Source organism: Glutamicibacter protophormiae, from assembly GCF_016894325.1.
GTDB classification, from domain to species: domain Bacteria; phylum Actinomycetota; class Actinomycetes; order Actinomycetales; family Micrococcaceae; genus Glutamicibacter; species Glutamicibacter protophormiae.
Genome location: NZ_CP069806.1, coordinates 2,910,253 through 2,932,278 on the forward strand (window position 1 = coordinate 2,910,253; position 22,026 = coordinate 2,932,278).

Sequence of the window (22,026 nt, forward strand, 5' to 3'; positions counted from 1 at the left end):
CAGAGCTCGTGTCAGCGCCAGACGAGTCAGCCGTGCCGTCTACATTCGCCCCAGCAGCATCCTCAACGTCGAAGCTGACAGTCGCGGTGCTCTGCTCATCGTCATCGCCATCGGTAGCAACAACCGTGCGAGTCCCCGATGCGACCCCCTCGAAGGAGGTCGACCAGTTACCGTTCTCATCCACCACAACGCTCTTCGCGTTGTCAGCATCGCCATCCAGCGTCACGGTGATGGTCTTGCCAAGGCTCACCCTTACCGCTCACGGTAACAGGGTCCCCGCTGGTGAACTTCTGACCACCGGTCGGAGACGTAATCGTCACCGCCGCTTCAACAACAGCATCCTCAACGTCGAAGCTGACAGTCGCGGTGCTCTGCTCATCGTCATCGCCATCGGTAGCAACAACCGTGCGAGTCCCCGATGCGACCCCCTCGAAGGAGGTCGACCAGTTACCGTTCTCATCATCCACCACAACGCTCTTCGCGTTGTCAGCATCGCCATCCAGCGTCACGGTGATGGTCTTGCCAAGGCTCACCCTTACCGCTCACGGTAACAGGGTCCCCGCTGGTGAACTTCTGACCACCGGTCGGAGACGTAATCGTCACCGCCGCTTCAGAATCCGCAGCTTTTACCGAAGACGAGCCGAGATCGACTCCCACGTTCAGCGTATTCGGAAGCACATCAATAGCCAGGGCTCGGACAGTACTGCCGTCCGCACCCAGATCGCTTACTTGCGGCTGTTCATTAATTGTAATTTGAAGCAGGTTGGTCAAGACAGGATCCAGTGCTTCATCAAGTAGTCGTGCCACGATTGGAGAGAGTGCTGAAGTCAAGTTCGGCTGCAAATTGCCGATAACGCCCTCAACCACTGGTGTAAGAGTCTGCCCAATATTTGACACCAGTCCTGTGAGCAAAGTGGCAATCGGTTGGACTACTTCACCGAGCGGGATACCGGCAACTCGAATTCCACTCGTATCGACGACTGGCGCATCGTGTCCTTGCTGTCCGAGGAACCCACCTAGCGTGCCTCCAACTTTTAGTGGGGCATCTGCCAAGTCGATAACGGCCAGAACTTTAATACTCGCCGCAATCTCCACGTCGAGTTTTAAATCATAAATTCCATTAGTAACAATTTTGACGACCTTGGAAATCAAGGAATTGGGGCCATTGCCTGTCAGAGCATCGGTGACACCCGCCAAAATTCGATTCACAACAGCGCTCGAAAGCACCTTTGTATCTTTACCCAACTCGTTGAGGCTTTCGGCTTTTTCAACGTCGAGTACCAACTGAGCTAAGTCAACATCAATTGTTCCGGATTCCAAATCCAGCGAGACACTGCCATCCGTATTCGTCAGTGGTTCAGAAAGGAGCTGTGTGCGTACCGTTGTCAGTAGAGGCTCCGTGTCGAGAGACAACGAGGTCAGCTTCGCAGTCGTCTGTGCCAAGAGAGGGACATCGACGGCGTCGATTGCTTTTACGACTCCTGCAACAAGCTGCTCGACAGCTCCGCCAGAAGCGACCAGGCCTGATATTGGTTTGATCGCGGTCTCAAGAACACCGTTAACATCTGTGACCAGACCTCCAACTAAGGGACTGTCAATGTTCGCTTTTAGGTCAGCAACTGTGAATTCGGAAGTGACGGTGCCTTCCTTTTCTGTAATTGTTGATCCAAGAGCACCTGTAGTGATACTGGCATCACTGAGAACTTCGTTGATGAGCTCATCCGAAAGCACTTGAGACAGCAAATCAGACAGATTGATTTCGGCCGACCCGTTTTCACTTGGAGCCGGGTTCAGGTCTAAAGCGCCGTCACTGCCTAGTATTCCTGAGGAAGCAGTCGATTCAGTCCGAGAGGTGGAAGCAGCGTAACTTTCTAGCGCGCCAAGTTCTCCGAGATTCAAAAGACCAGTGCCTTGCCCTGGCTTTTGGATAAGTGGAATTTGAAGTTCACCAAGGTTCAACTTCAATGATTCGAGAAGCTCAACGCTAATCGGAGCTCGGGTTGGCCCAACGGAAGCTGGGTATTCTGAATTGGCCAGCGCACTTTCCGCAATATCAAGCCCAAGCCCCTCAACGAAAATGCCATGTCCATGGGCTGATGATTCGCTGTCAGTGGACTGGGTATCGGCCATTGCAGATGGCGCACACAAAAGTGAACCGAAAACTACTGCCGCGGCTGTACTAAGTGCGAGCGGCCTCTTTCCCCTACTTCGATTTCGAGTCGGCTTTAGTGAGTCATTCACAATATCGGTCCTCTTAACTTTTGACTGAACGTTTTTACGTTGCCTTTCTGAGCCAGCTGCCTCGCTGAGGACAACCTGCTGCAGAAAATACGTATTGCTTTCCCAAGGACTCCCCACCTAGACCCTATGTATGGGGTGCCTGGACGCTCAGGTTTCTTTCAGCTATTTCTGGGCATATTGAGGTCATATTTTCTATCCAGTTGGATAATCTTCGTCACCGTTAGGGTAAACTGCTCGGTAACTTGTCACTCTAGATGCCCGTACTTTCAGCGATATCACCTGTTCGCGAGTAGACGGGAGGAGGTATGGGTCACTCTGCTGCTGGCCATGTGAACAATTAACAATTGCCAGAGGGGTTATTCCATCTAACCGCTTGGCCATAGAATGAACCTAGTTGCAGCACAGGATCACGCGGGGACGTGAGGGGCAAGATGCTGCAGTCCTGATTGACGGAAGCCAAGCCAAGGATGCCCCAATGCCTGAAATTCGAGTTCACCTAGCGGATAGCGATCACTTTTCGCGAGCCGGAATCGTAGGTGCACTGACAGCAGAACGAGATATCGCCGTTGAGCATATTGCAGGATCGATGGCAGAAGCGTTAGAGAACGCATCACAAAATAAGCCGGACATCGTTCTTCTGGAAACTTCGTTGAGCGGAGACAGCCTTTTCAAGTCCGTACGACAGCTCGTAGCTGCGTCGCCAAACAGCAAAATCGTTGTACTGGCTACCCGGTACAGCCGCGACGAAGTGACTCAAGCCTACGATGCTGGAAGCTCCGGAATCATTTCCAAGAGTTCCATCAACACTGAATTACCCAGCGCACTTCGCATGGTCGCTGCCGGATACCAGTTGTTCGCTCCACCGACTGATGGCTGGGAATATCCAGTCAGGATGGAGAAGCGCACGGAAAATCAGACGATTATCCGCTCGCTGTCCGGGCGGGACCGCCAGTTAGTCAGCCTCGTCGCCGCGGGTCTGACCAACATCCAGATTTCCCGGGCGATTCACATCAGCGAAGGCTCGGTGAAACTCTATCTGGCGCGCATCATGGATGAGCTTTCGGTGACGAATCGTGTGCAGCTTGCAGTCATCGCGGCGGAAACGGGTCTGATCACCTCCGCTGACCTGCAGATTGCCTAAACTCTAATAGACAGTGCGCAGCTGGCTGGCCGGGATCCACATCTGTTCCCCGTCGCGGTCGATTTGCCGCCAGGCTCCCTGCCTGGCGACGATCACCACGGCGGTGTCCGCTTGGAGAATGCGCGCCAAACCATAGTGGTCGCCAGGTCCGCGGCGGGCGTTCAAGCCAATTGTTGTCAGGGCGCGCTGATTGGGAACTGCCATCAGTCCGCCCTTTGCGGGTCGGGCCGGCAGTTCGTGCAAGTACATGCTCGGTACCCAGCCGTGCAGCTTTCCGCACTGGATCTGGGACCACAGCCCCTGCTGGAGCAGCAGACGCACCTTCGTACCCTGGTCGATTACCATGAGCACCGGATATCCGGTACCGCTGCCCTTGCGCAGGTTAAGAGTAGCCGTTGTGGAGTGCGTCGTTTCGACCAGGGAGTACCGGGTGAGGGTTCGCTCGTCTTGCCTGTCATCGGACTGATTCACGACCGGTTCGTCGAAGACGGCTGGAATCGGCTCTAGATATATGTTCGGCACCCAACCATAGATCTTGTGAACATAGACGTGAGCCCACGAACCGTGAACGGTGACCAACGCGAGTTCGGTGCCCTGTTCCAAGTGGCTTTGCACAAGGTAGTGGCGCCCGGCTCCCTTGCGCAGTTTGAGCGGTGCCGTGGTTCGATGCGTACGCGATGCCGACGACGAACGAGCCGTTGACTGCGAATAACCCATCTGATTCACGAGCACCTCAAAAATAAAACTTAGGGGAAGCAACAAATGTCGCTTCCCCTAAGTTTATTCCATTTTTAGAAGTTGGTTCTTCTGTCTACGAGTTTCACTTGCGCGAACCCAATTCGGAATCCAGGCGAAGCAGCCCGCTGCCGTCGTTTCCGATCAGTTTAACGCGGTCCAGAATCTCGGTGACCGTGGCTTCTTCTTCGACCTGTTCGTCGATGAACCAATGCAGCAGCGGGATCGAGTCGATATCCCCCTCGGTCTGCGCCAAGCGGTACAGTTCGCGGATCGCTTCCGAAACCTTCTGCTCGTGTGCCAGGGAGGCGGCAAATGCATCCGCAACGGATTTCACGTTGACTACCGGAGCAGACTGCTCGCCGATCTTCGGGTGTGCCGATCGGTCGGTCATGTGGTCCATGAACTTTTCAGCGTGAACGATTTCTTCAGCTGCCTGGGCCCGGAACCAGCCGGCAATGCCAGAAAGGCTCATGATGTCCATTTCAACTGCCAGCTGACGGTAAACCGTTGCAGCAGTCAGTTCAAGGGTTACCTGCGTGTTGAAGGCTTCTGCCAGTTTTCCTGTAAGTTCCATATCTTTACACTAGGACGCTTTAAATCCTTTGTCATCGAAGTTTGGACTCACTTAGTGGAACCGGAATTAGGCTATAAACCCTAGTTGGACACCACTTAACAAAGCCCGCACTAACCTAACTTAGGGAAGGCGAACATGTCGGTACTATTTGCCCAATCCTGCCCGACGCAGCGCTTCGGCCATGGCGGTGTTTCCTGCAGGAGCTTGATTTTGGCTGCCGCCATTGGGCCGGCTTTTGCTGCCCGAGCGCTGCTGCCCGGATCGGGAGTTCTGCCCTCCGCCGCGCGGGCTGCGCTCGCGCTGACCACCCGGCTTGCCGGATGCGTCGGCCGTCGGAAGCTCATCGTCCAGTCGCAGGGTCAACGAGATGCGCTTGCGCGCGGTATCCACTTCCAGCACCTTGACCTTGACGATCTGCCCCGAGCTGACCACTTCGCGCGGATCCGAGATGAACTTGTTGCTCATCGCCGACACATGGATCAGGCCGTCCTGGTGCACACCCAGATCAACGAAGGCCCCGAACGCGGCCACGTTGGAGACGGTGCCTTCCATGATCATTCCCGGCTTGACGTCGCCGATTGATTCCACGCCTTCCTTGAGCGTGGCAGTCACGAATTCGCCGCGCGGGTCGCGGGCCGGACGCTGCAGCTCGGCGACCACATCGCGGATGGTCGGCTCGCCGAACTGATCCGTGACGAAGTCCTCTGGCTTCAATTCATCGAGGCGGCGTCCCTGCTCCGCGGCGGCCTTCTGCAGCGCGCGGGCCAGATCGTAGGCTTCGGGGTGCACCGAGGAGGCATCGAGCTGCTCCTTGCCGCCGGTGATGCGCAGGAATCCTGCGCACTGCTCGAAGGCTTTGGCGCCGAGGCGCGGCACCTTGAGCAGGTCCTTGCGCGTGCCGAATGGCCCGTTGGCGTTGCGGTGTTCCACGATATTGCGGCTGAGCAACGGGCCGACCCCGGCCACGCGCGCCAGCAGCGAAGGGGACGCAGTGTTCACGTCGACGCCCACGGCATTCACGCAGTCCTCGACCACCGCATCCAGCGCACGGTCGAGCTTCGAGGCGGTGACGTCGTGCTGGTACTGGCCCACGCCGATGGACTTGGGGTCGATCTTGACCAGTTCGGCCAGCGGGTCCTGCAGCCTGCGGGCGATCGAGACCGCGCCGCGCAGCGACACGTCCATGCCCGGCAGCTCCTGGCTGGCCAGCTCCGAGGCGGAGTACACCGAGGCGCCGGCTTCGGAGACGATGACCTTGCTGATGCCGGCGGTGCCCAGGGCCTTGATGACCTCGGCGGCCAGCCGGTCGGTTTCCCGCCCGGCGGTGCCGTTGCCCACCGCGATCAGGGTGGTGCCGTGCTTCTGCGCCAGCCGGGTCAGGATCGCGACCGATTCGTTCCACTTGTTCGCCGGGGCGTGCGGGTAGATGGTGGCGGTCTCGATGGACTTGCCCGTCAGGTCCACGACCGCGACCTTCACACCGGTGCGCAGGCCCGGGTCCAGCCCGAGCACCGCCTTGTTGCCCGCCGGCGCCGCCAGCAGCACGTCACGCAGGTTCGCGGCGAAGATCTTCACCGAGGCATCTTCGGCTTCCTCGAACAGCCGTGAACGCAGGTCGGATTCGAAACGGGTGAGCAGGCGTGCCTTCCACGCCAGACGCACGGTCTGGGCCAGCCACTTGCCGGCCGGGGCGTCAGCAGGGGCGTTGATGCCCAGCGAAGCGGCAATGGCGTTCTCGTAGCCCGCGCGGGCTTGGTCCACAGCTTGGGGGTCGCGCGGATCCGCTTCTGCCAGCTGCAGGTTCAGCACCCCGTCGCGTTCACCGCGCAGCAGCGCGAGCACGCGGTGGGATGGCAGGTTGTCCAAGTCCGCCACGTAGTCAAGGTAGTCGGAGTACTTCCCTTGGCCTTCGGCGGTGGCCCCGGCGGCGACGCTGGCACCGATCTTGCCGCTGGTCCACAGCCGCTCGCGCAGATCCGCCGCCAGCACGACGTCCTGCGAGACCCGCTCGGTGACGATGGAACGGGCGCCGGAGAGCACCTCCAGATCCGTTGCGAACCCGGCTTCGGCGTTCAGGTAGCCGGCAGCGGCGGCCACCGGGTCGGTTTGCGGGTTGGCGAGCAGCAGGTCCGCCAACGGTTCCAGGCCTGCCTCGCGCGCGATCTGGGCCTTGGTGCGGCGCTTGGACTTGAACGGGAGGTAGATGTCCTCCAGCTCGGATTTGGTGCTCGCCGCGGCGATCGCCGCTGCGAGCTGCTCGGTCAGCTTGCCGGCTTCGGCAATGGCTTCGCGGACCACGACACGGCGGTCCTCGAGTTCGCGCAGGTAGCGCAGGCGCTCTTCGAGCAGCCGCAGCTGGCTGTCGCTGAGCATTCCGGTGACTTCCTTGCGGTAGCGCGCAATGAAGGGCACCGTCGATCCGGAATCCAGCAGCTCAATGGCGGCTTTGACCTGCCAAGGCTGCACCTTCGATTCGACGGAAAGTTCCCGGGACAGCACCTCGATGATGCGCTGTTCGGTGGCATTGCTGGCTGCGTTGTTCTTCTGATCGCTACTCACCGAACCATTGTGCCCCATGAGCGTTTCCGTTCTAATGATCGACTCGGCTGGCTTTCAGGAGATCCCAAAACTTCGCGGCTAAACTTTATTGCCATGGGGAAAGTACAAGTTCGGAACGCAGCAATCCTGCTTCTGGTGTCATCGGCAACGCTGTTCAGCGCGGGCTGCTCGGTCATTGAGGACTCCGCGAGTTCGGCGGCCAGCCAGCTCACTGATGCGGCTTCCAAGGAAATCGTCCGACAGGCTTGCGCGCCGATCCAGGACGGCCGCATCGACGCCAGCGAACTGCGTGTGCTGTCATCGCTGGTCGGAGCGGTGGAAGGCGGAGGCTTGCCGCAGGATCTGGTTGACGTCCTGAACGACCTGGCCGACTCCGGCGACACGGTGTCCACTCGATTGCAGGAACGCCTGGTGCAGGCCTGCGACGACGCGACAGCCCAAGCCAGCTAGCGCACGGGAACGCTTCCGCACCTGATCTAGACTTTTTTCATGCTCGAAATTCCGACAACCGGCAAAATCCGTATTGATGCCTGGCTTTGGGCTGTGCGCGCCTACAAGACCCGCTCCGAGGCGACGGCCGCCTGCCGCGCCGGCCACGTGAGGCTGAACGGGGTTTCCGCCAAGGCGGCCCAGCCGGTGGTTCCGGGAGACCGGGTACGCGTACGCAAGAACGGCTTCGACCGCGAATTGGAAGTCGTCGGCCTGATCTCCAAGCGCATGAGCGCCGCGGTGGCCGTGAAATGCTACATCGACCACAGCGAGCCGCGTGAAAAGGTCATCGTTCCGCAGATCCCGGTCCGCGAACGCGGTGCAGGCCGTCCCACTAAGAAGGACCGCCGCGAAATGGATCGCCTGCGGTCCTCCTGGATCGACCCCGAAGCCTGAGCGGCCGGGCCCGCCGCCGCCCTAGGACCAATGCCGTTCAGTTAAGCAGCTAGAGCCCCAGTCAACTCACCCCAGCGTGCCATCGGCCAGACCACCACTGCCCGATGGCACGCTCTTTTTGCGTCTTAAATCGTGAGATGCCACCTGACAAGTCTTTAAATCAAACGGAACTCCTGTTAAACATGTGAATTGTTCACACCCAAATGCAAAACAGGAGTTCCTGCATGCCATCATTCCACCAACCCGCACCAGCACGCCAATCCCCGCACCCCGCCACGTCAAAAACCGTGCAGCACACCACCGCGGCGAAGGCCTTCGGCACACTGCACCTCGGCGCCCTGACCGAGCACATCCCCGTGGAGATGGTCCGTGAAGCCTTGACCGAGACCGGCACCCATGAGCAACGCACCCGCCGGCTCAGCTCGGCGCGCACCGTCTACTTCGTGCTGGCTCTGGCCCTGTTCCCGGCCCTGGGCTACCTGAACGTCTTCGCCAAGCTCACCGCCCACGCCCCACTGCCCGCGAAGATCAGTGCCGCAGCCCTGACCGGTGCACGGCGCCGTATCGGGGTCAAACCCCTGCAACTGCTCTTCGACCTGCTGCGCGGTCCCGGCCCCCACCGTGCAGCGGGAAGGCTCGTTCCATGGCAGGTATCGGCTCTGCGCGCTCGACGGGACCATCCTGACCGTGGCCGACACCGTGCAGAACCGGCTCACCTACTGCAAGCAGCCAGGTTTGCACGGCGGCACCGGATACCCGCAAGCCCGACTTTTGGCGTTGGTCGCGTGCGGCACCCGCAGCATCCTGGATGCCGTGTTCGGACCGACGAGTATCGGGGAAACCACCTACACGCCCCGGCTACTGCGCTCCATGGGCAAGGACATGCTGGTCATGGCCGACCGGAACTTCGCCTCCGCCGCCCTGTTGCACCAGATCCGTCAGACCGGCGCGCAGTTCCTGGTGCGGGTCAAGCTCGGCCGGAACCTGCCGGTGCACCGGGTGCTGCCCGATGGGTCCTACCTTTCGGTGCTGGCCGGGATGCCGGTGCGGGTACTCACGGCGAACATCACCCTGCACCCGGCAGGAGGCCAGGCCCGGACCGAGACCTACCGGCTGGTGACCAGCATGCTGGACCCGGCCGAAGGGACCGCGGCCACGCTGATGGGGGTATACCACCAGCGGTGGGAGGTCGAGACGGCGTTTCGAGAGTTGAAATCCACCCTGTTGGGCGGCCGGGTGCTGCGTTCGAAGACCGTGTTGCTGGTGGAGCAGGAAATCTATGCGTTGCTGATCGTTGAGCAGGTGCTGCGCACGGTGATGAGCGAAGCGACCAACGCGGTGCCCGGGGTGGATCCGGATCGGGCGAGTTTCACCGTCGCGTTGGAAACGGCCCGGGATACTGTGCTGGCCGGCCCACCATCAGCCACGCCAGTGCCACTTGGCACCGGCGACGACTCGGGATGGCGGGTGCTGGCCGGGATGATCGGGATGCAGGTCTTGCAGCGTTTGCTGCCGCCACGCAGGTTGCGGACCGGGTCCAGGACGGTGAAGCGGGCGATCTCGAAGTATCAGGCCAGGCGCAGCAAGCCGCATACCCCGACCGTCGTAGCAACGGTCAGCATCCGCATCGTGGATCCTGGTTCGTTGTTGACGGGCGAGGTAGCGGCTTAACTGAACGGCATTGGCCCTAGGACAGTTCGATGGCCGGGGCGTCGGTCTCGAAGCCGAAGATCTGCCCGTAGAAGGCCAGCGAACTTTCCAGCGCGCTGATGATGTTCTCCGACTGGCGGAAGCCGTGCTGTTCCCCGGCAAACAGGATGTAGGCGTGGGGAATTCCCCGGGCGGCGAGCGCATCGGCCACCACCTGCGACTGCGCCGGCGGGACGACCAGGTCCTCATCCCCCTGCAGCAGCAGAACCGGGCACGAAATCTTTGACACGTGGTTGATCGGCGCGCGCTTCTCATACAGGTCCGCCGCTTCCGGGTACGGCCCGACCAGCGAGAACATGTACTGGGATTCGAAGTCGTGGGTGTCCTGCACCAGGGCGACCAGGTCCGCGACCCCGTAGCGGCTGATCCCGGCGGAGAAGACCTCGGAGCTGGTCAGCGCGCTGAGCACGGTCCATCCTCCGGCGCTGCCGCCTTCAATGCCGATGCGCGCCGGATCCGCGATCCCGCGGGCCACCAGCGCCTTGATCACCGAGACGGTGTCCGCCACGTCCACGACGCCCCACTGCCCGCGCAGGCGGTTGCGGTAGTCGCGGCCGTATCCGGTAGAACCGCCGTAGTTCACGTCCACCACGCCGATGCCGCGCGAGGTGTAGTAGGCGATGGTGGCGTTCAGCGTGGCCGCGGCCTGCGCGGTGGGCCCACCGTGGACGAAGGTGACGAAGGGCGGCAGCTCGCCGTCCAACCCGGTGAGGCCTTCCTGGCGCGGGCGGTACAGCAGTGCGTGGACCGCCTGGCCAACCTCGTTCGCGCATTCGAATTCCTCGACCTGGGGCAGCATGGCTGGATCCGGAAGCCGCGCGATGGAACCGGCGACCGGGCGGTGTTCGAGGGTATCGAGGTTGACCAGCGTGATCTGCTCGCCGTCGGTCATCGAGGAGGTGCCGGCCAGCAGCCAGCCGTCGCGCACCTGCAGCGGGCGCACCCGGGTGAACGGCAGCGGCAGGTCTTCCAGTCCCCCGGTCAGCGCATGGACCCGGGCCAGCTTGGTGGTGCCGGTGCCGTAGGAGCACAGCAAGGTGCGCTGGTCCTCCAGCACGTACCAGGCGCTGCCGACCTGCCACAGCGGGCCGGCGAATTCCGCGGCGCGGTCCACCAGCCGGGTAGCGCGGGCGGAGCTGACCTGGTGGATGTAGGGATTCCACCAGCCGGACTCGTCGCTGAGGTAGGCGATGCGGTTCTCGTCCACCCATTCGGGCTGCATGATCGAGATGTCTTCGGCGCCGGCGATCACGGTGTCCTCCAGCTGCCCGTTGCCGCTGACCTCGGCCAGGTGGAGTTTGGTGCCGTCCCATGGCATGTTCGGGTGCTCCCAGCTGATCCAGGCCAGCATCGTGCCCGAGGGGCTCAGCCGGGGTGCCGCCACGAAACGGGCCGGCGCGGTGAGCACCCGGATGCGGGTGGCGTCCTGGCCCGCGGATCCATCCAGCGGGATCTGCACGATGTGGCGCACCGGTTCGGCGCGGAGGTCTTCCATGATGGCCAGTACGGTGCGGTTGGGCCCGTCGATGAATTCTGCGAAGCGCAGCTGGGGGTTCCCGTCGGACATCGAGTCGGGGGTCAGCGCGATCGGGGTGACCTGCCCCAGCTGCTGGAGGTACACACGCTGGTCGGCGAAGTTGCTGAAGACGATGGCGTCCTGCAGCCGTCCGGTGACCAGCTTCCAGCTGGCGCCGCCGTATTCGTGGACCCGGGAACGGACGTTGTAGGGCTTGCTGATCAGCTCGGTCGGCTCTTCCTGCGAATCCAGCGGGTAGGAGACCAGGGTGATGCGCCCGCCTTCTGCCGGGCGCCCTTCCTGCACGATGACGTTCTGTCCGTGGAAGCTTGCACCGCCCAGGGGTTTGGTTCCCGCGGCAACATCATGCGCGGAAATGGTCGAGGGCCAGGATCCGTAGGGCAGTTTCGAAGGCATGATTCGATCCTAACCAGATTTTTGGTGTCAAACGACCCTCGACAAGTACAAAGATGTTCGGCTTGGATTAACCCATGACGACTTTTGCGGTTTTTCTGCGCGGCGTGAACGTGGGCGGGGTCAAGGTCCTGATGAAGGATCTGGCGGGGCTGCTGGCCGAGGGCGGCTTCACCGAGGTGCGCACGCTGCTGGCCAGCGGCAACGTGGTCCTCGAATCCGAGCTGTCCGAGGCACAGTCGGTGCAGCGCCAGTGCAACCAGCTGCTGGAGGCGCACTACGGGCGGAGCATCCCCACCCTGGTCTACACCCGTGAGGAAATCCTCCAGCTGGCGCAGCCGTTTGTCCTGGAGCTGCCCGAGCCGGCGGCAGAGCACCACGGCTACCTCACGTTATGTGAATCCGCCCAAGATGCGGCGACGCTGTACGAGCTGGCCCGCGCACTGGAACCGAGGCCTGCGGTCGAGGTGCTGGGCAGGGCGCTGTGCTGGATCGCGCGCAAGGGGCAGAGCACTACCGATCCGCTGTCCAAGCTCACCGCCGCCCAGGCCCGCCAGCGGGTCATTACGACCCGAAACCACAACACCCTGGTGAAAATGGCGGCGATTATCCGATGAGCGCCCCGACAGGCAATAATTGAGCGTTGCGCTTTTCGCCGTCGAATCCCCAGTGAAAGTCCGTGAATGCTGACCCTTATCGAACTCGTTGGTATTTTCTTTTTCGCCGTCTCCGGATCCCTGATGGCGGCGCGGCGAGGTTTCGACATGCTCGGCTCGGCGTTCCTCGGCGGCGTCACCGGCCTGGGCGGCGGCGTGGTCCGCGACCTGATCCTGAACCAGTCGCCGGCGACCTTCGCGCACCCAGTGTATTTCCTGCCGCCGGTGCTGGCCGCCCTGTGCGTGTACGCCTTCACCCCTGCGGTGCAGAAGCTTCACCGTCTGGTGCAGATCTTCGATGCGGCGGGGCTGGGGCTGTTCTGCATGACCGGCACCATGAAGGCCCTGGAGCATGGCGTGAATCCGGTGACCGCGGTGCTGCTCGGCGTGATCACCGGCGTGGGCGGCGGCATGCTGCGCGACGTCATCTCGAACGTCACCCCGGATTTGTTCAACCCGCGGGACATCTACGCCATTCCGGCCATTCTCGGCGCCACCGCCACCGCGTTCGCCTGGCACTTCGACGTGCTGAACATTGCGGTCGGCACGGGCATCGCCGGGCTGACCTTCGCCCTGCGGCTGGCTTCGATCCGCTTCGGCTGGAGCATCCCGCTGGCGGCCGGGCACTGGCACCGCCAGCCGAACAGCCCGAACCACGGCGACGGTCCGCACCGGAACTTCTAGGCCGCTGGCCGCCGCAGCCTAGCTGATGCGTTCGAGCCGGCCGGCTTTCCCGGAACCTTCCACGCTGTCCTCGATGGTGCGTGAGGGGTTGATGATGATCGCGCCGATGAGCATCACGACCACGCAGATCCCCAGCATCGCGAAGGCCGGCCCCCACGATCCGGTGGACTTCTGCACCACGCCGAACAGCAGCGGAACAATGCCGGCGCCGGCGTATCCCAAGCCCTGGGCGAATCCCGAAAGCACGCCGGATCCATAGGTCGTGCGCGAGCGCAGGTTCATCATCAGCAAGGCGATGGCGAAGGTCCCCTGGCCCAGTCCGGCCAGGCAGACCCAGAGCATGGTGCCTTCGGTAGGCGACAGGTAGATGCCCAAGTGCCCCGAGACCCAGCAGGCCGTGAAGATCAGCACGGCGATGATCGGGTTCTTCAGGCGCGGAACCCACAGCGGCACCAACAGGGAGACCGGCAGCCCGAGGATCGCGAACAGGGCCAGCATGTTGCCGGCTGACAGTTCGCTCAGGCCGCGGTCTTGCAGGTACGGGGGCAGCCAGGTGAAGTACACGTAGGTCTGCGCCGAGTTGCCGGCCAGGAAGATGGCCAGGCCCCACGCGACTTTGGACTTCCACGGATTGATCTTGGCGATGGGCCGGGGTGCTCCCCCTGCATGCACCGGCTGGTCCGGGCGGTCCACGTTGCGGTCGGCCACCAGCTGGATGATCCACGGCACCAGGACGATCATGGACAACAGCGCCCAGGAGCCGATGGAGATCTTCCAGTCGCTGGCATTGGCCAGCGGCACCGAGAACTGCGGGGCCATCCAGGTGCCGACGGCCAGCATCGTGACGTAGCCGCTGGTCACCAGCCCGATGCGGTCGGGGAAGTACTTCTTGACCAGCGGCGGGAGCACCACGTTGCCCATGCCGTATCCGGCCAGCGCGATAACCGACAGCGCCAGGAAGGAATAAACATCCGGCATGAAGACGCGGGCCAGCTGACCGGCCACGGCCAACACGATCGCCGTGATCAGCGTCTTCTCCAGGCCGAAGGAGCGGATCAGGCGCGGTGTCAGCAGGCCGAAGCAGGCGAACACGATGGGTGCCAGGGTGGCAAGCAGGCCGATGGTGAATTCGGTGAACTCGATGTCTTTCTGGATCCGCGCCAGCAACGGCGGCACGGAGACAACTGCTGCGCGCAGGGACAGGGCCATCAGCAGAATGCCAAGAAGTGCCCCGATTCTTCCCTTGAATGAGGTTTTCGGGCTGGCATTCGACATCTATTGGTTCTCCGCAGACTACTGGTTGTTAGTTCCCAACTTTTTCAGTTGCGGAACCAACTCTAGTAAGTGAGACAGGTTACCTTCAAAATGGCGGGCGTACCAGGTGCCCGGAGTTCCGGAAAAGGCGTAAAGCCCCTCGCTGATCAGCATCACCAAATGGGCGATGTCCTTGTCGCCGATTTCCTCCATCAGCGCGGCAAGCCAGCGCTCGTTGATGCTCTCCATCTGCGCGGTGGCCGCTTCCACGCCCGAATGGGCGAGTCGGTGCAGGGCAATCAGCAACCGGTCCAGCTCGGTGTTCACCTCGGCGCTGGTCCGTATGAAGTAGGCTGCAGGCCCTTCTTCGGACTGGGCCATGTCCTTCAGGTCAATCAGTATCAGTTCTTCACTTAACTTAATAACCGCATCGGCCAAGGCCTCCTTCGAGGCGAAGTGATACAAGAGGCCGCCCTTGGACACCCCGGCCAGCGCCGCGGTGGCCTCCAGGGTTGCCGCGCGCTCGCCTTCTTCGCAGAGCAGTGAGATATATGCGTCCAGAACCTTGACTCGCGCTGCCGCTGGCCTTGCCATGGGACTCCGTTCGATCAGTTGCGGTGATGGATACAACCATACCCAAGGATTGTAACTATACCGTCCAGACGGTATAGTTACGATTTGTTCAGGCATTTCGAGCCCCGCAAACGATTCTCAGGATGATACCCATGAGCCCACTGCTCTCCGACCACACCTCAACGCTGTCCAAGCCGCGACGTTGGGCGGCGCTGGTAGCGCTCCTCTTCCCGGTGCTGCTGATCTCGGTTGACAACACCGTGCTCACCTTCGCCGTTCCTGCGATTTCCGAAGCGCTCTCCCCCAGCGGTGCGCAGCTGCTGTGGATCATCGACATCTACCCGCTGATCCTGGCCGGCCTGCTGGTGCCGTTCGGCTCGTTGGGCGACCGCATCGGGCGCCGCCGGCTGCTGCTGATCGGCGCCTCGGGTTTCGCCGTCGTCTCCGCGCTGGCCTCGTTCGCCACCGACGCGAGCCAGCTGATCGCCGCCCGCGCCCTGCTGGGCATCTTCGGCGCCATGCTGATGCCGGCCACCTTGTCGCTGATCCGCAACATCTTCACCGACGACACCGAGCGCCGTACGGCGATCGCCGTCTGGGCCTCCGCCTTCTCCGGAGGCTCGGTGCTCGGTCCGATTGTCGGCGGCGTGCTGCTGGAGCACTTCTGGTGGGGCTCGGTCTTCCTGATCGCCGTGCCAATGCTGCTGCCGCTGCTGATCGGCGGGCTGATCCTGGTGCCGGAATCCAAGGACCCGAACCCGGGACGCGTAGATCCGATCTCGATTCTTCTCATCGTGATGACCCTGCTGCCCTTCACCTACGCCATCAAGTCCTTCGCGAGCACCCCGTGGTACATCCCGCTGGGCGCGCTGGCCTTGGCAGTGGTGTGCGGCGTGACATTCGTGCGCCGCCAGCTGGGCACCGACAAGCCGATGATCGACGTCCGCCTGTTTAACAACGGCCGCTTCTCCGGCTCGCTGATCGTGAACCTCATCGGCGTGTTCTCGCTGGTCGGTTTCATCTACTTCGTCTCCCAGCATCTGCAGCTCATCGCCGGCTACAGCCCGATCGAGGCTGGACTGCTGATGACCCCCGGCCTGATCCTGACCATGGGCTTCGGCTTGCTCTCCGTCCCGCTTTCCAAGCGCTTCGGCTCTCCGAACATCATGATCCTGGGCCTGCTGTTCTCCGCCATCGCCTACACCATCGTGATCGTGGCGGGCAGCAATCCGAACGTCGTGCTGCTCATGGCAGCGTTCTGCGTGCTGGGCATCGGCATCGGCATGACCGAGACGCTGTCCAACGACATGGCGCTGGCCGCAGTGCCCGCTTCCAAGGCCGGTGCGGCCTCGGCCATTTCGGAGACCGCGTACGAGGTCGGCGCGGTTTTGGGCACCGCCGTGCTGGGCACCATCCTGAACACGGTCTACAGCTCGAACCTGCAGGTGCCGGGCAGTATTTCCTCCGATTCGGCAGCCCGGGCCGGCGAAACCCTCAGCGGCGCGCACCAAGTGGCTGCGACCTTGGATCCGGCGTCCGCGCAGGCCTTGATCGAGTCCGCCGCGCAGGCTTTCGACCACGGAGTGCTGTTCACCTCGGGCATCGCAGCGGTGCTCTCGCTCATCGCAGCGGTCATGGTCGTGAAAATCATCAAACCTGCCGTGAAGTGAAGCTTTTGAGACGATATCTCAAATTTTCGATAAATTGCTGCAAAGTTATTCAAAAGTCGACTTTGACCACGTAGGCTAGGCAGTGTAGTTCCAAAGTAATTCGCGAAGTACCCTTTAGAAGTTTGTGAATGTCGGACCATCCCTGGTTGGCGCGAACCCCTTCTAGACGTGAAGTGAATGACTTGGCTGCTTCGCAAGTTCACCTCGCGCAACCAGCGTGGAACTTGCGTGGATACAACCAAGCTCGCCGCATAAACCACGGCGAGAAACGTCTGAAAGGACCAAATAAGAATATGGCAACCGGAATCGTCAAGTGGTTCAACGCTGAAAAGGGCTTCGGCTTCATCGCTCCAGACAGCGGCGATCCAGACGTCTTCGCACACTTCACCGCAATCCAGACCCAGGGCTTCCGTACCCTGGACGAGGGCCAGAAGGTTGAGTTCGAAGTAGTTGAGGGTCCAAAGGGTCTGCAGGCTGCAGACATCCGCGCTCTCTAAAGAAGGTCTTTGGCACTAACGCCTGACTTCACCCGATGGGTGGCTATCCGCAATGGATAGCCACCCATCGGTTTTTCTGCGCCCGCCGAGGAATAGACGCCGATGGCTCATGGTTATGCAGGAGGTGAAGCTATCGATTTTGGACCTAGCCCCGGTATCCCCCGGCGGCTCAATTGCAGACTCATTCAAATCATCCGTGAGGCTCGCGCAAACCGCGGAACGCCACGGATACGAACGCATCTGGTACGCCGAACACCACAACATGCCGAACATCGCCTCCAGTGCGACCGCCGTGCTGATCGGACACATCGCCCACCATACCGAGCGCATCCGCCTGGGATCGGGCGGCGTGATGCTCCCGAACCACTCCCCGCTGGTGATCGCAGAACAGTTCGGCACCCTGGCCACGATTTTCGGCGACCGCATCGACCTGGGCCTGGGGCGTGCCCCGGGCACCGACATGACGACCCTGCGCGCGCTGCGCCGCGATCCGTCGGCTGCGGATTCCTTCCCGCATGACGTCCTGGAACTGCAGGCGTACCTCGCCGGCAAGTCCCGGATCCCCTCGGTGCAAGCCATTCCCGGCGCCGGAACGAACGTCCCGCTGTACATCCTGGGCTCGTCGTTGTTCGGAGCGAAGCTGGCCGCCCAACTGGGTCTGCCGTATTCCTTCGCATCGCACTTCGCCCCGGCTGCCCTGCACCAGGCGGTGAAGCTGTACCGCGAGGAATTCACCCCCTCACAGCAGCTTTCCGAGCCGTACGTCATCGCAGGGGTCGGCGTGCTGGCCGCGCAGACCAGCGAACGGGCGCATGAACTGTTCAATGTCGCACGCCGCCACCGCGTGGCGAGCTTCCTGGGCCGCGGAGCGAACAAGGAGTTCACCGAGGCGGAAATCGACATGCTCATGGATACCCCGCAGGCCCAGCAAATCCTGGACATGATGCGGTATTCGGCGGTCGGCACCGGCGAACAGGTCACCGAGTATCTGGCGCATTTCGCGCAGACCGCGCAGGCCGACGAACTGATCACCGTGCACTACCCGAGTGACGAGCAGGCCCGCCTGGAATCGGTCATGATCACCGCCGACGCCGCGGAGCTGGTCAGCGCGCGCTGATCGAGACCCAGCGCCTCACCGCCAGGACCAGCAGCACCACTAGCGTCACTGTCAGCGCCCCTTCCGCGCCGATGTAGGCGTAGTGCCACAGCGATCCGCCCTCGAAGTTCCCGGACAGCACCGCATCGGTGCGGCGGGACAAGCCGGGGCGGATCGCTGCCGTCTTCAGCATCAGCACGAACCCAGCAACCCCGACGCCCCATTTCCAGGCCTTGTCGGTGCCGCGCTTGATGGTGCCGAGCAACAGGGCGATGAACAACAGGATTTCAACGATGTTCATGGCGAAGAAGACCAGGCGGCCGATGCCCAGCCCCAGCGGAATGGTGATTCCCGGTGCGGTGAATTTCAGCGGGGCCTCGATGAAGGAAATGCCGACGACAAGGCCCAGCCACAGCGCGGGAGCAAGGATGCGGGCGGCGGCGGCCCACAGGGCGGCGCGGGTCGGGGCGTGAAGGGTGGAAGGGCTCATGCCTTCTAGACTACGGGCGAATTGCCGTTCATCTTCCGCAGGTACAGCACCGACCACGTGCCCAACAGCAGGGCCGCCGCCGCGCCGGCAACGCAGAAGACCATGATGCTCGGCAGCTGCCCGAAGCGGCCCACGGCCCAGCCGAGCACGATCACCGGCAGCGCGCTGCCCAAGTAGGTCACCAGGTAGATGCTGGAGACGGTCTGCGCATGGGCTGCGGGCGTCACCGCATCCACGCACCAGCCGAAGGCGGTGCGGAAGGCAATACCCTGTCCCAAGCCGAGGACCACCATCGCCACGACTCCGAGCCAGAGCCGGCCCTGGGTTGCGCCGGCAAACAGGGCCAGCGTTCCGGCGGCCATCAGGAGCAGTCCCAGCGGCAGCAGGATCCTTCCGCCGCGCACCACGACCTGGGACAGCGCGGCGATGCCCAGCGGCAGCCCCGCAATCAGCCCGACGGCCCACAGGGAATGCAGGTCGAAGGCGCCGGCAAGGTACCCCGGCGCCAGGGAAAGCACGAAACCGAAGATCGCGAAGCTGAGGAAGCCGACAAGCGAAGCCAGCCAGAACTCGGTGCGGGCAGTGGAGGGAATTCCCACGCGGCGCGGGGCCAAGGCGCGGCTCCGCTCGCCGCGGCTGGCCATGGCGATTGCCGGGCGGGCCTGCAGGGTGCCCAGCGGAACCAGCACCACCAGCAGCAGCACGGCTTGGACCAGGAACACCGTGGAGCGGCCGCCCGGAAGGCCGGCCAGCGTGCCGCCGATCAGCGGTCCGAAAGCCACGCCGCCGGAAGAAGCCAGGAGGGTGAAGCGCGAAGCCCATTCGGGTTTGCGCGGGAGCAGTTCGCGCAGGGCCGCGGCGCTGGCGCCGGTTGCCAGTGCTACTCCTGCGCCCTGCAGGCCGCGGCCGAGGCACAGCTGCCACAGGTTCTCGGCCGCGCCGAAGACCAGCGTGCCGATCAGCGAAACCCCGACCGCCAGCACCAGTGCCGCGCGGCGTCCCACATGATCCGACCAATGGCCGATCACCAGCAGGAAAAACATCAGGGAGCAGACATAGGAAGCGAAGGCGATGGTGGTGCCCATCGCTCCGAGGTGCAGTTCCGCCTGCAGCTGGGGATACAGCGGGGTTGCCAAATTGGCGCCGACCAGCAGCGTGAAGCTGACCAGGACCGTGATGGCCAGTCGGGTGGTCGTGCCCGGGTTCCATGACATCACGCGCGGCGTGCTGTGCTGCATGCGCAGCTCACTGATGACGGACATGGGCGCTCCCGCGGAATTAGCTGTCGGCAGGGGAAAAATTTTTACCGGTGGGGCCACTCGCTGCCCCACCGGTTGTTTGAGCGTTCTGCTTGAGTTTGTCTACTGCAACAGATCGTTCACTCATAAATATCCAGTATCTGATCTCACTTAGGATTGTTTCTTGGTAGAATTTGAGCATTATGGTCAAATTTATGGCCTAAAGCAGTATCGGGAGTGAGCAAATGGTGCGGTTGGACGAAGTTGACCTGAAGATTCTTCTGGCCCTGATCAGGGATCCGCGCATCCAGGTCTCCGAGCTCGCCGATGAAGCCGGGGTCGCCCGCAACACCGCCCAGTCCCGCCTGCGCCGACTGCAGCGCTCAGAGGTGCTGCGCGAGGGCGGCCGCGATATCGACCTGGGTGTGCTGGGCTACGACGTGCTGGCCTTCGTCACCCTGGAGGTGAACCACCGGGAGCTGGACGCGGTCATCACCGCGTTGCGCCAGATTCCGAACGTGCTTGAAATCCACGAGACTTCCGGACGCGGTGACGTCTGGGTCCGCCTGATCGCCACGGACACCCACCAGCTGCAGTCGGTGCTGCGCCAGATCCTGCGCATCAAGGGCGTGACCCGCTCGGAAACAACTTTCGCGCTGCACTCCCACCTGGCCTACCGCACCGCTCCGCTGCTGGAGCACTACGCCGAGCACGACCACTGAGCGAATCCACCCGCGACACGCAATTTCAAGTCTTTCGTTCAGGTCATAAGGGTTCTAGGCTGGAGCCAAGAGAAGTCACGAGGTATGTGCCCGACTTCCGGTAGATCCTCGTCCAATCGAAGGAGTACGCCATGAGCCGGGAATTTGAACCCACCGACTTTGCCCCCGAATACGGCAACGACATCTACGAGCCGGATGACGGCCGCGATTCGCAGGCCTACGAGGGATCCAGCGACATGCCCGAAACCATGCGCAACATCGATCCGCTGGCCCAGCGCCACTATCTCTACGACGACGACCTGGAAACCGAGGACGAGCTGGACAACGAGTTCACCCGGGACGGCCAGGGCGACGACGCCGATTCCCAGGACGACGAGCGCAACGATGATGAGGACTAGCTCACTGACTAAGCGAAGGTTGGGCTAAAGGTCTTAGACTTTAGAAGTGATTAATCCAGTTCACTTGCGCACCCTGCTCGAGGTGGTTGCGCACCGTTCGTTCGCGACCGCCGCGGCGCGCCTGGGCTATACCGCCAGCGCCGTCTCCCAGCAGATGACCGCCTTGGAACGCAGCACGGGCACCACCCTGTTCGTCCGCGGCGCCCGTTCCATCACCCCGACCGCCGGCGCGCTGCGCATGGTGCGCCATGCAAAACGTGTACTCACGGACCTCGACGCCCTCATGGCGGACGTCGCGACCATCTCCACCGACTCGGCGGAGAACGAGGAAATCAAGCTCGGCATCTTCCCCTCGCTGGCCACCTTCGCGCTGCCGCAGATCCTGACCGCCGAGGACTGGCACTCGCTGGGCATCAACCTGCGCCTGTGGATCGGCGAGCCCCAGCAGACCGTGGCCGGACTGGGCAGCGGCGGGGACCTGGATTTGGCGCTCATTTTCCAGGTCGGGCCCGGCGGCCTGTCCTGGCCGGCCTCGCTGGAACGCACCTGGCTCGGCGACGACCAGTTCCGCGTAGTCATCCCCTCTTCGTGGCCGATTGCCGAGGACTCCCAGCTGACCGTCGACCAGCTGGCCGAATGGCCCTGGATCTTCCACCATCCCGGCACCTCGGACGCGACGCTGATCTCGCGCCTGTTCGCCTCCTACAACATCCATCCGCAGGTCTCGGCCTACTGCGACGACTTCAACGCCTCATTGAGCCTGGTGGCCTCCGGGCTGGGCGCGGCGCTGGTGCCCGACCTGGCCATGGCCAACGCCCCGGAAGGCATCCGCATCGTCGATGCCCCGGAGATCCGGCTGGCCCGCTCGATCTTCGCGCTGAAGCCGGAGAATTCGAAGAAGCCGAAGGCGGACCTGGTTTTGGACCGCCTCGCCCAGGTGCTCGCCCACTAGGCTTAAGCCAACAACACT

General features: G+C 62.4%; 22 protein-coding genes and 1 pseudogene. 13 read left to right on the forward strand and 10 right to left on the reverse strand.

From position 1 onward, the window contains the following. Nucleotides 1-203 precede the first annotated feature (203 nt). Nucleotides 204-533: a hypothetical protein gene (locus tag JQN66_RS13610; RefSeq protein WP_204675520.1), complete on the reverse strand. Its 330-nt coding sequence runs from the start codon at nucleotides 531-533 to the stop codon at nucleotides 204-206. Further along, nucleotides 487-2,130: a choice-of-anchor G family protein gene (locus JQN66_RS13615; RefSeq protein WP_204675521.1), complete on the reverse strand. Its 1,644-nt coding sequence runs from the start codon at nucleotides 2,128-2,130 to the stop codon at nucleotides 487-489. Before JQN66_RS13615 ends, JQN66_RS13610 begins: the two co-directional genes overlap by 47 nt. Nucleotides 2,131-2,716: 586 nt before the next feature. Here JQN66_RS13615 and JQN66_RS13620 point away from each other — a divergent pair. Beyond that, entirely contained in the window at nucleotides 2,717-3,382 is a 666-nt protein-coding gene (locus JQN66_RS13620; RefSeq protein ID WP_204675522.1) for a response regulator transcription factor, read from the forward strand. Between the two features lie 3 nt (nucleotides 3,383-3,385). Here JQN66_RS13620 and JQN66_RS13625 read toward each other — a convergent pair whose 3' ends face one another. The 3 genes from JQN66_RS13625 to JQN66_RS13635 all read right to left on the reverse strand — a co-directional run bounded on the left by JQN66_RS13625 (nucleotide 3,386) and on the right by JQN66_RS13635 (nucleotide 7,271). Further along, a complete protein-coding gene (locus JQN66_RS13625; protein ID WP_204675523.1) occupies nucleotides 3,386-4,144 on the reverse strand; it encodes an SH3 domain-containing protein in 759 nt (252 codons plus the stop codon). A gap of 58 nt (nucleotides 4,145-4,202) precedes the next feature. Next, nucleotides 4,203-4,694: a ferritin gene (locus JQN66_RS13630; protein ID WP_204675524.1), complete on the reverse strand. Its 492-nt coding sequence runs from the start codon at nucleotides 4,692-4,694 to the stop codon at nucleotides 4,203-4,205. 144 nt (nucleotides 4,695-4,838) lie between these two features. Further along, a complete protein-coding gene (locus JQN66_RS13635) occupies nucleotides 4,839-7,271 on the reverse strand; it encodes a Tex family protein (RefSeq protein WP_204675525.1) in 2,433 nt (810 codons plus the stop codon). A 75-nt stretch (nucleotides 7,272-7,346) separates the two neighbouring features. Between JQN66_RS13635 and JQN66_RS13640 the strand changes: the two genes are divergently transcribed. The 4 genes and pseudogenes from JQN66_RS13640 (at nucleotide 7,347) to JQN66_RS13655 (ending at nucleotide 9,809) form a co-directional block, all read left to right on the forward strand. Continuing rightward, on the forward strand, nucleotides 7,347-7,703 hold the full coding sequence (locus JQN66_RS13640) for a hypothetical protein (RefSeq protein ID WP_204675526.1): 357 nt from the start codon (nucleotides 7,347-7,349) through the stop codon (nucleotides 7,701-7,703). Between the two features lie 39 nt (nucleotides 7,704-7,742). Then, nucleotides 7,743-8,138, forward strand: a complete 396-nt coding sequence (locus tag JQN66_RS13645) for an RNA-binding S4 domain-containing protein (RefSeq protein ID WP_204675527.1) — start codon at nucleotides 7,743-7,745, stop codon at nucleotides 8,136-8,138. 362 nt (nucleotides 8,139-8,500) lie between these two features. Next, a pseudogene (locus JQN66_RS18740) lies at nucleotides 8,501-8,674 on the forward strand (transposase domain-containing protein); the annotation flags it as partial. 85 nt (nucleotides 8,675-8,759) lie between these two features. Further along, nucleotides 8,760-9,809: an IS4 family transposase gene (locus JQN66_RS13655; protein WP_204675528.1), complete on the forward strand. Its 1,050-nt coding sequence runs from the start codon at nucleotides 8,760-8,762 to the stop codon at nucleotides 9,807-9,809. Between the two features lie 16 nt (nucleotides 9,810-9,825). Here JQN66_RS13655 and JQN66_RS13660 read toward each other — a convergent pair whose 3' ends face one another. Continuing rightward, entirely contained in the window at nucleotides 9,826-11,781 is a 1,956-nt protein-coding gene (locus JQN66_RS13660; protein WP_204675529.1) for a S9 family peptidase, read from the reverse strand. 74 nt (nucleotides 11,782-11,855) lie between these two features. Here JQN66_RS13660 and JQN66_RS13665 point away from each other — a divergent pair, with 74 nt between their 5' ends. Both JQN66_RS13665 and JQN66_RS13670 read left to right on the forward strand, forming a co-directional pair. After that, nucleotides 11,856-12,395 (forward strand): DUF1697 domain-containing protein, encoded by a 540-nt coding sequence (locus tag JQN66_RS13665; protein WP_204675530.1) that lies wholly within the window; start codon nucleotides 11,856-11,858, stop codon nucleotides 12,393-12,395. A 66-nt stretch (nucleotides 12,396-12,461) separates the two neighbouring features. Beyond that, nucleotides 12,462-13,118 carry a trimeric intracellular cation channel family protein gene (locus JQN66_RS13670; protein WP_188950248.1) on the forward strand — a complete coding sequence of 219 codons (657 nt, stop codon included), beginning with the start codon at nucleotides 12,462-12,464 and terminating at the stop codon, nucleotides 13,116-13,118. An 18-nt stretch (nucleotides 13,119-13,136) separates the two neighbouring features. On the opposite strand, the gene JQN66_RS13675 is transcribed toward JQN66_RS13670, so the two are convergent. Beyond that, the gene (locus tag JQN66_RS13675; RefSeq protein WP_204675531.1) at nucleotides 13,137-14,393 is read right to left on the reverse strand and encodes an MFS transporter; all 1,257 of its coding nucleotides are present in this window, start codon (nucleotides 14,391-14,393) and stop codon (nucleotides 13,137-13,139) included. Nucleotides 14,394-14,411: 18 nt separating this feature from the next. Next, entirely contained in the window at nucleotides 14,412-14,966 is a 555-nt protein-coding gene (locus tag JQN66_RS13680) for a TetR/AcrR family transcriptional regulator (protein WP_188950244.1), read from the reverse strand. A gap of 131 nt (nucleotides 14,967-15,097) precedes the next feature. Here JQN66_RS13680 and JQN66_RS13685 point away from each other — a divergent pair, with 131 nt between their 5' ends. The 3 genes from JQN66_RS13685 to JQN66_RS13695 all read left to right on the forward strand — a co-directional run bounded on the left by JQN66_RS13685 (nucleotide 15,098) and on the right by JQN66_RS13695 (nucleotide 18,229). Then, the gene (locus tag JQN66_RS13685; RefSeq protein ID WP_188950242.1) at nucleotides 15,098-16,615 is read left to right on the forward strand and encodes an MFS transporter; all 1,518 of its coding nucleotides are present in this window, start codon (nucleotides 15,098-15,100) and stop codon (nucleotides 16,613-16,615) included. Nucleotides 16,616-16,908: 293 nt separating this feature from the next. Further along, complete coding sequence (locus JQN66_RS13690) at nucleotides 16,909-17,112, forward strand: cold-shock protein (protein ID WP_028268826.1); 204 nt, start codon at nucleotides 16,909-16,911, stop codon at nucleotides 17,110-17,112. Between the two features lie 115 nt (nucleotides 17,113-17,227). Beyond that, nucleotides 17,228-18,229 (forward strand): LLM class flavin-dependent oxidoreductase, encoded by a 1,002-nt coding sequence (locus JQN66_RS13695; protein WP_188950240.1) that lies wholly within the window; start codon nucleotides 17,228-17,230, stop codon nucleotides 18,227-18,229. On the opposite strand, the gene JQN66_RS13700 is transcribed toward JQN66_RS13695, so the two are convergent. Continuing rightward, nucleotides 18,216-18,698, reverse strand: a complete 483-nt coding sequence (locus tag JQN66_RS13700) for a hypothetical protein (RefSeq protein WP_188950238.1) — start codon at nucleotides 18,696-18,698, stop codon at nucleotides 18,216-18,218. The genes JQN66_RS13695 and JQN66_RS13700 overlap by 14 nt on opposite strands. Nucleotides 18,699-18,703: 5 nt before the next feature. Beyond that, complete coding sequence (locus tag JQN66_RS13705) at nucleotides 18,704-19,960, reverse strand: MFS transporter (RefSeq protein ID WP_204675532.1); 1,257 nt, start codon at nucleotides 19,958-19,960, stop codon at nucleotides 18,704-18,706. Between the two features lie 221 nt (nucleotides 19,961-20,181). Here JQN66_RS13705 and JQN66_RS13710 point away from each other — a divergent pair, with 221 nt between their 5' ends. The 3 genes from JQN66_RS13710 (at nucleotide 20,182) to JQN66_RS13720 (ending at nucleotide 22,008) form a co-directional block, all read left to right on the forward strand. Next, a complete protein-coding gene (locus tag JQN66_RS13710; RefSeq protein WP_204675533.1) occupies nucleotides 20,182-20,658 on the forward strand; it encodes an Lrp/AsnC family transcriptional regulator in 477 nt (158 codons plus the stop codon). 131 nt (nucleotides 20,659-20,789) lie between these two features. Then, a complete protein-coding gene (locus JQN66_RS13715) occupies nucleotides 20,790-21,056 on the forward strand; it encodes a hypothetical protein (protein WP_204675534.1) in 267 nt (88 codons plus the stop codon). 46 nt (nucleotides 21,057-21,102) lie between these two features. Next, complete coding sequence (locus tag JQN66_RS13720; RefSeq protein WP_204675535.1) at nucleotides 21,103-22,008, forward strand: LysR family transcriptional regulator; 906 nt, start codon at nucleotides 21,103-21,105, stop codon at nucleotides 22,006-22,008. Nucleotides 22,009-22,026: the final 18 nt, after the last annotated feature.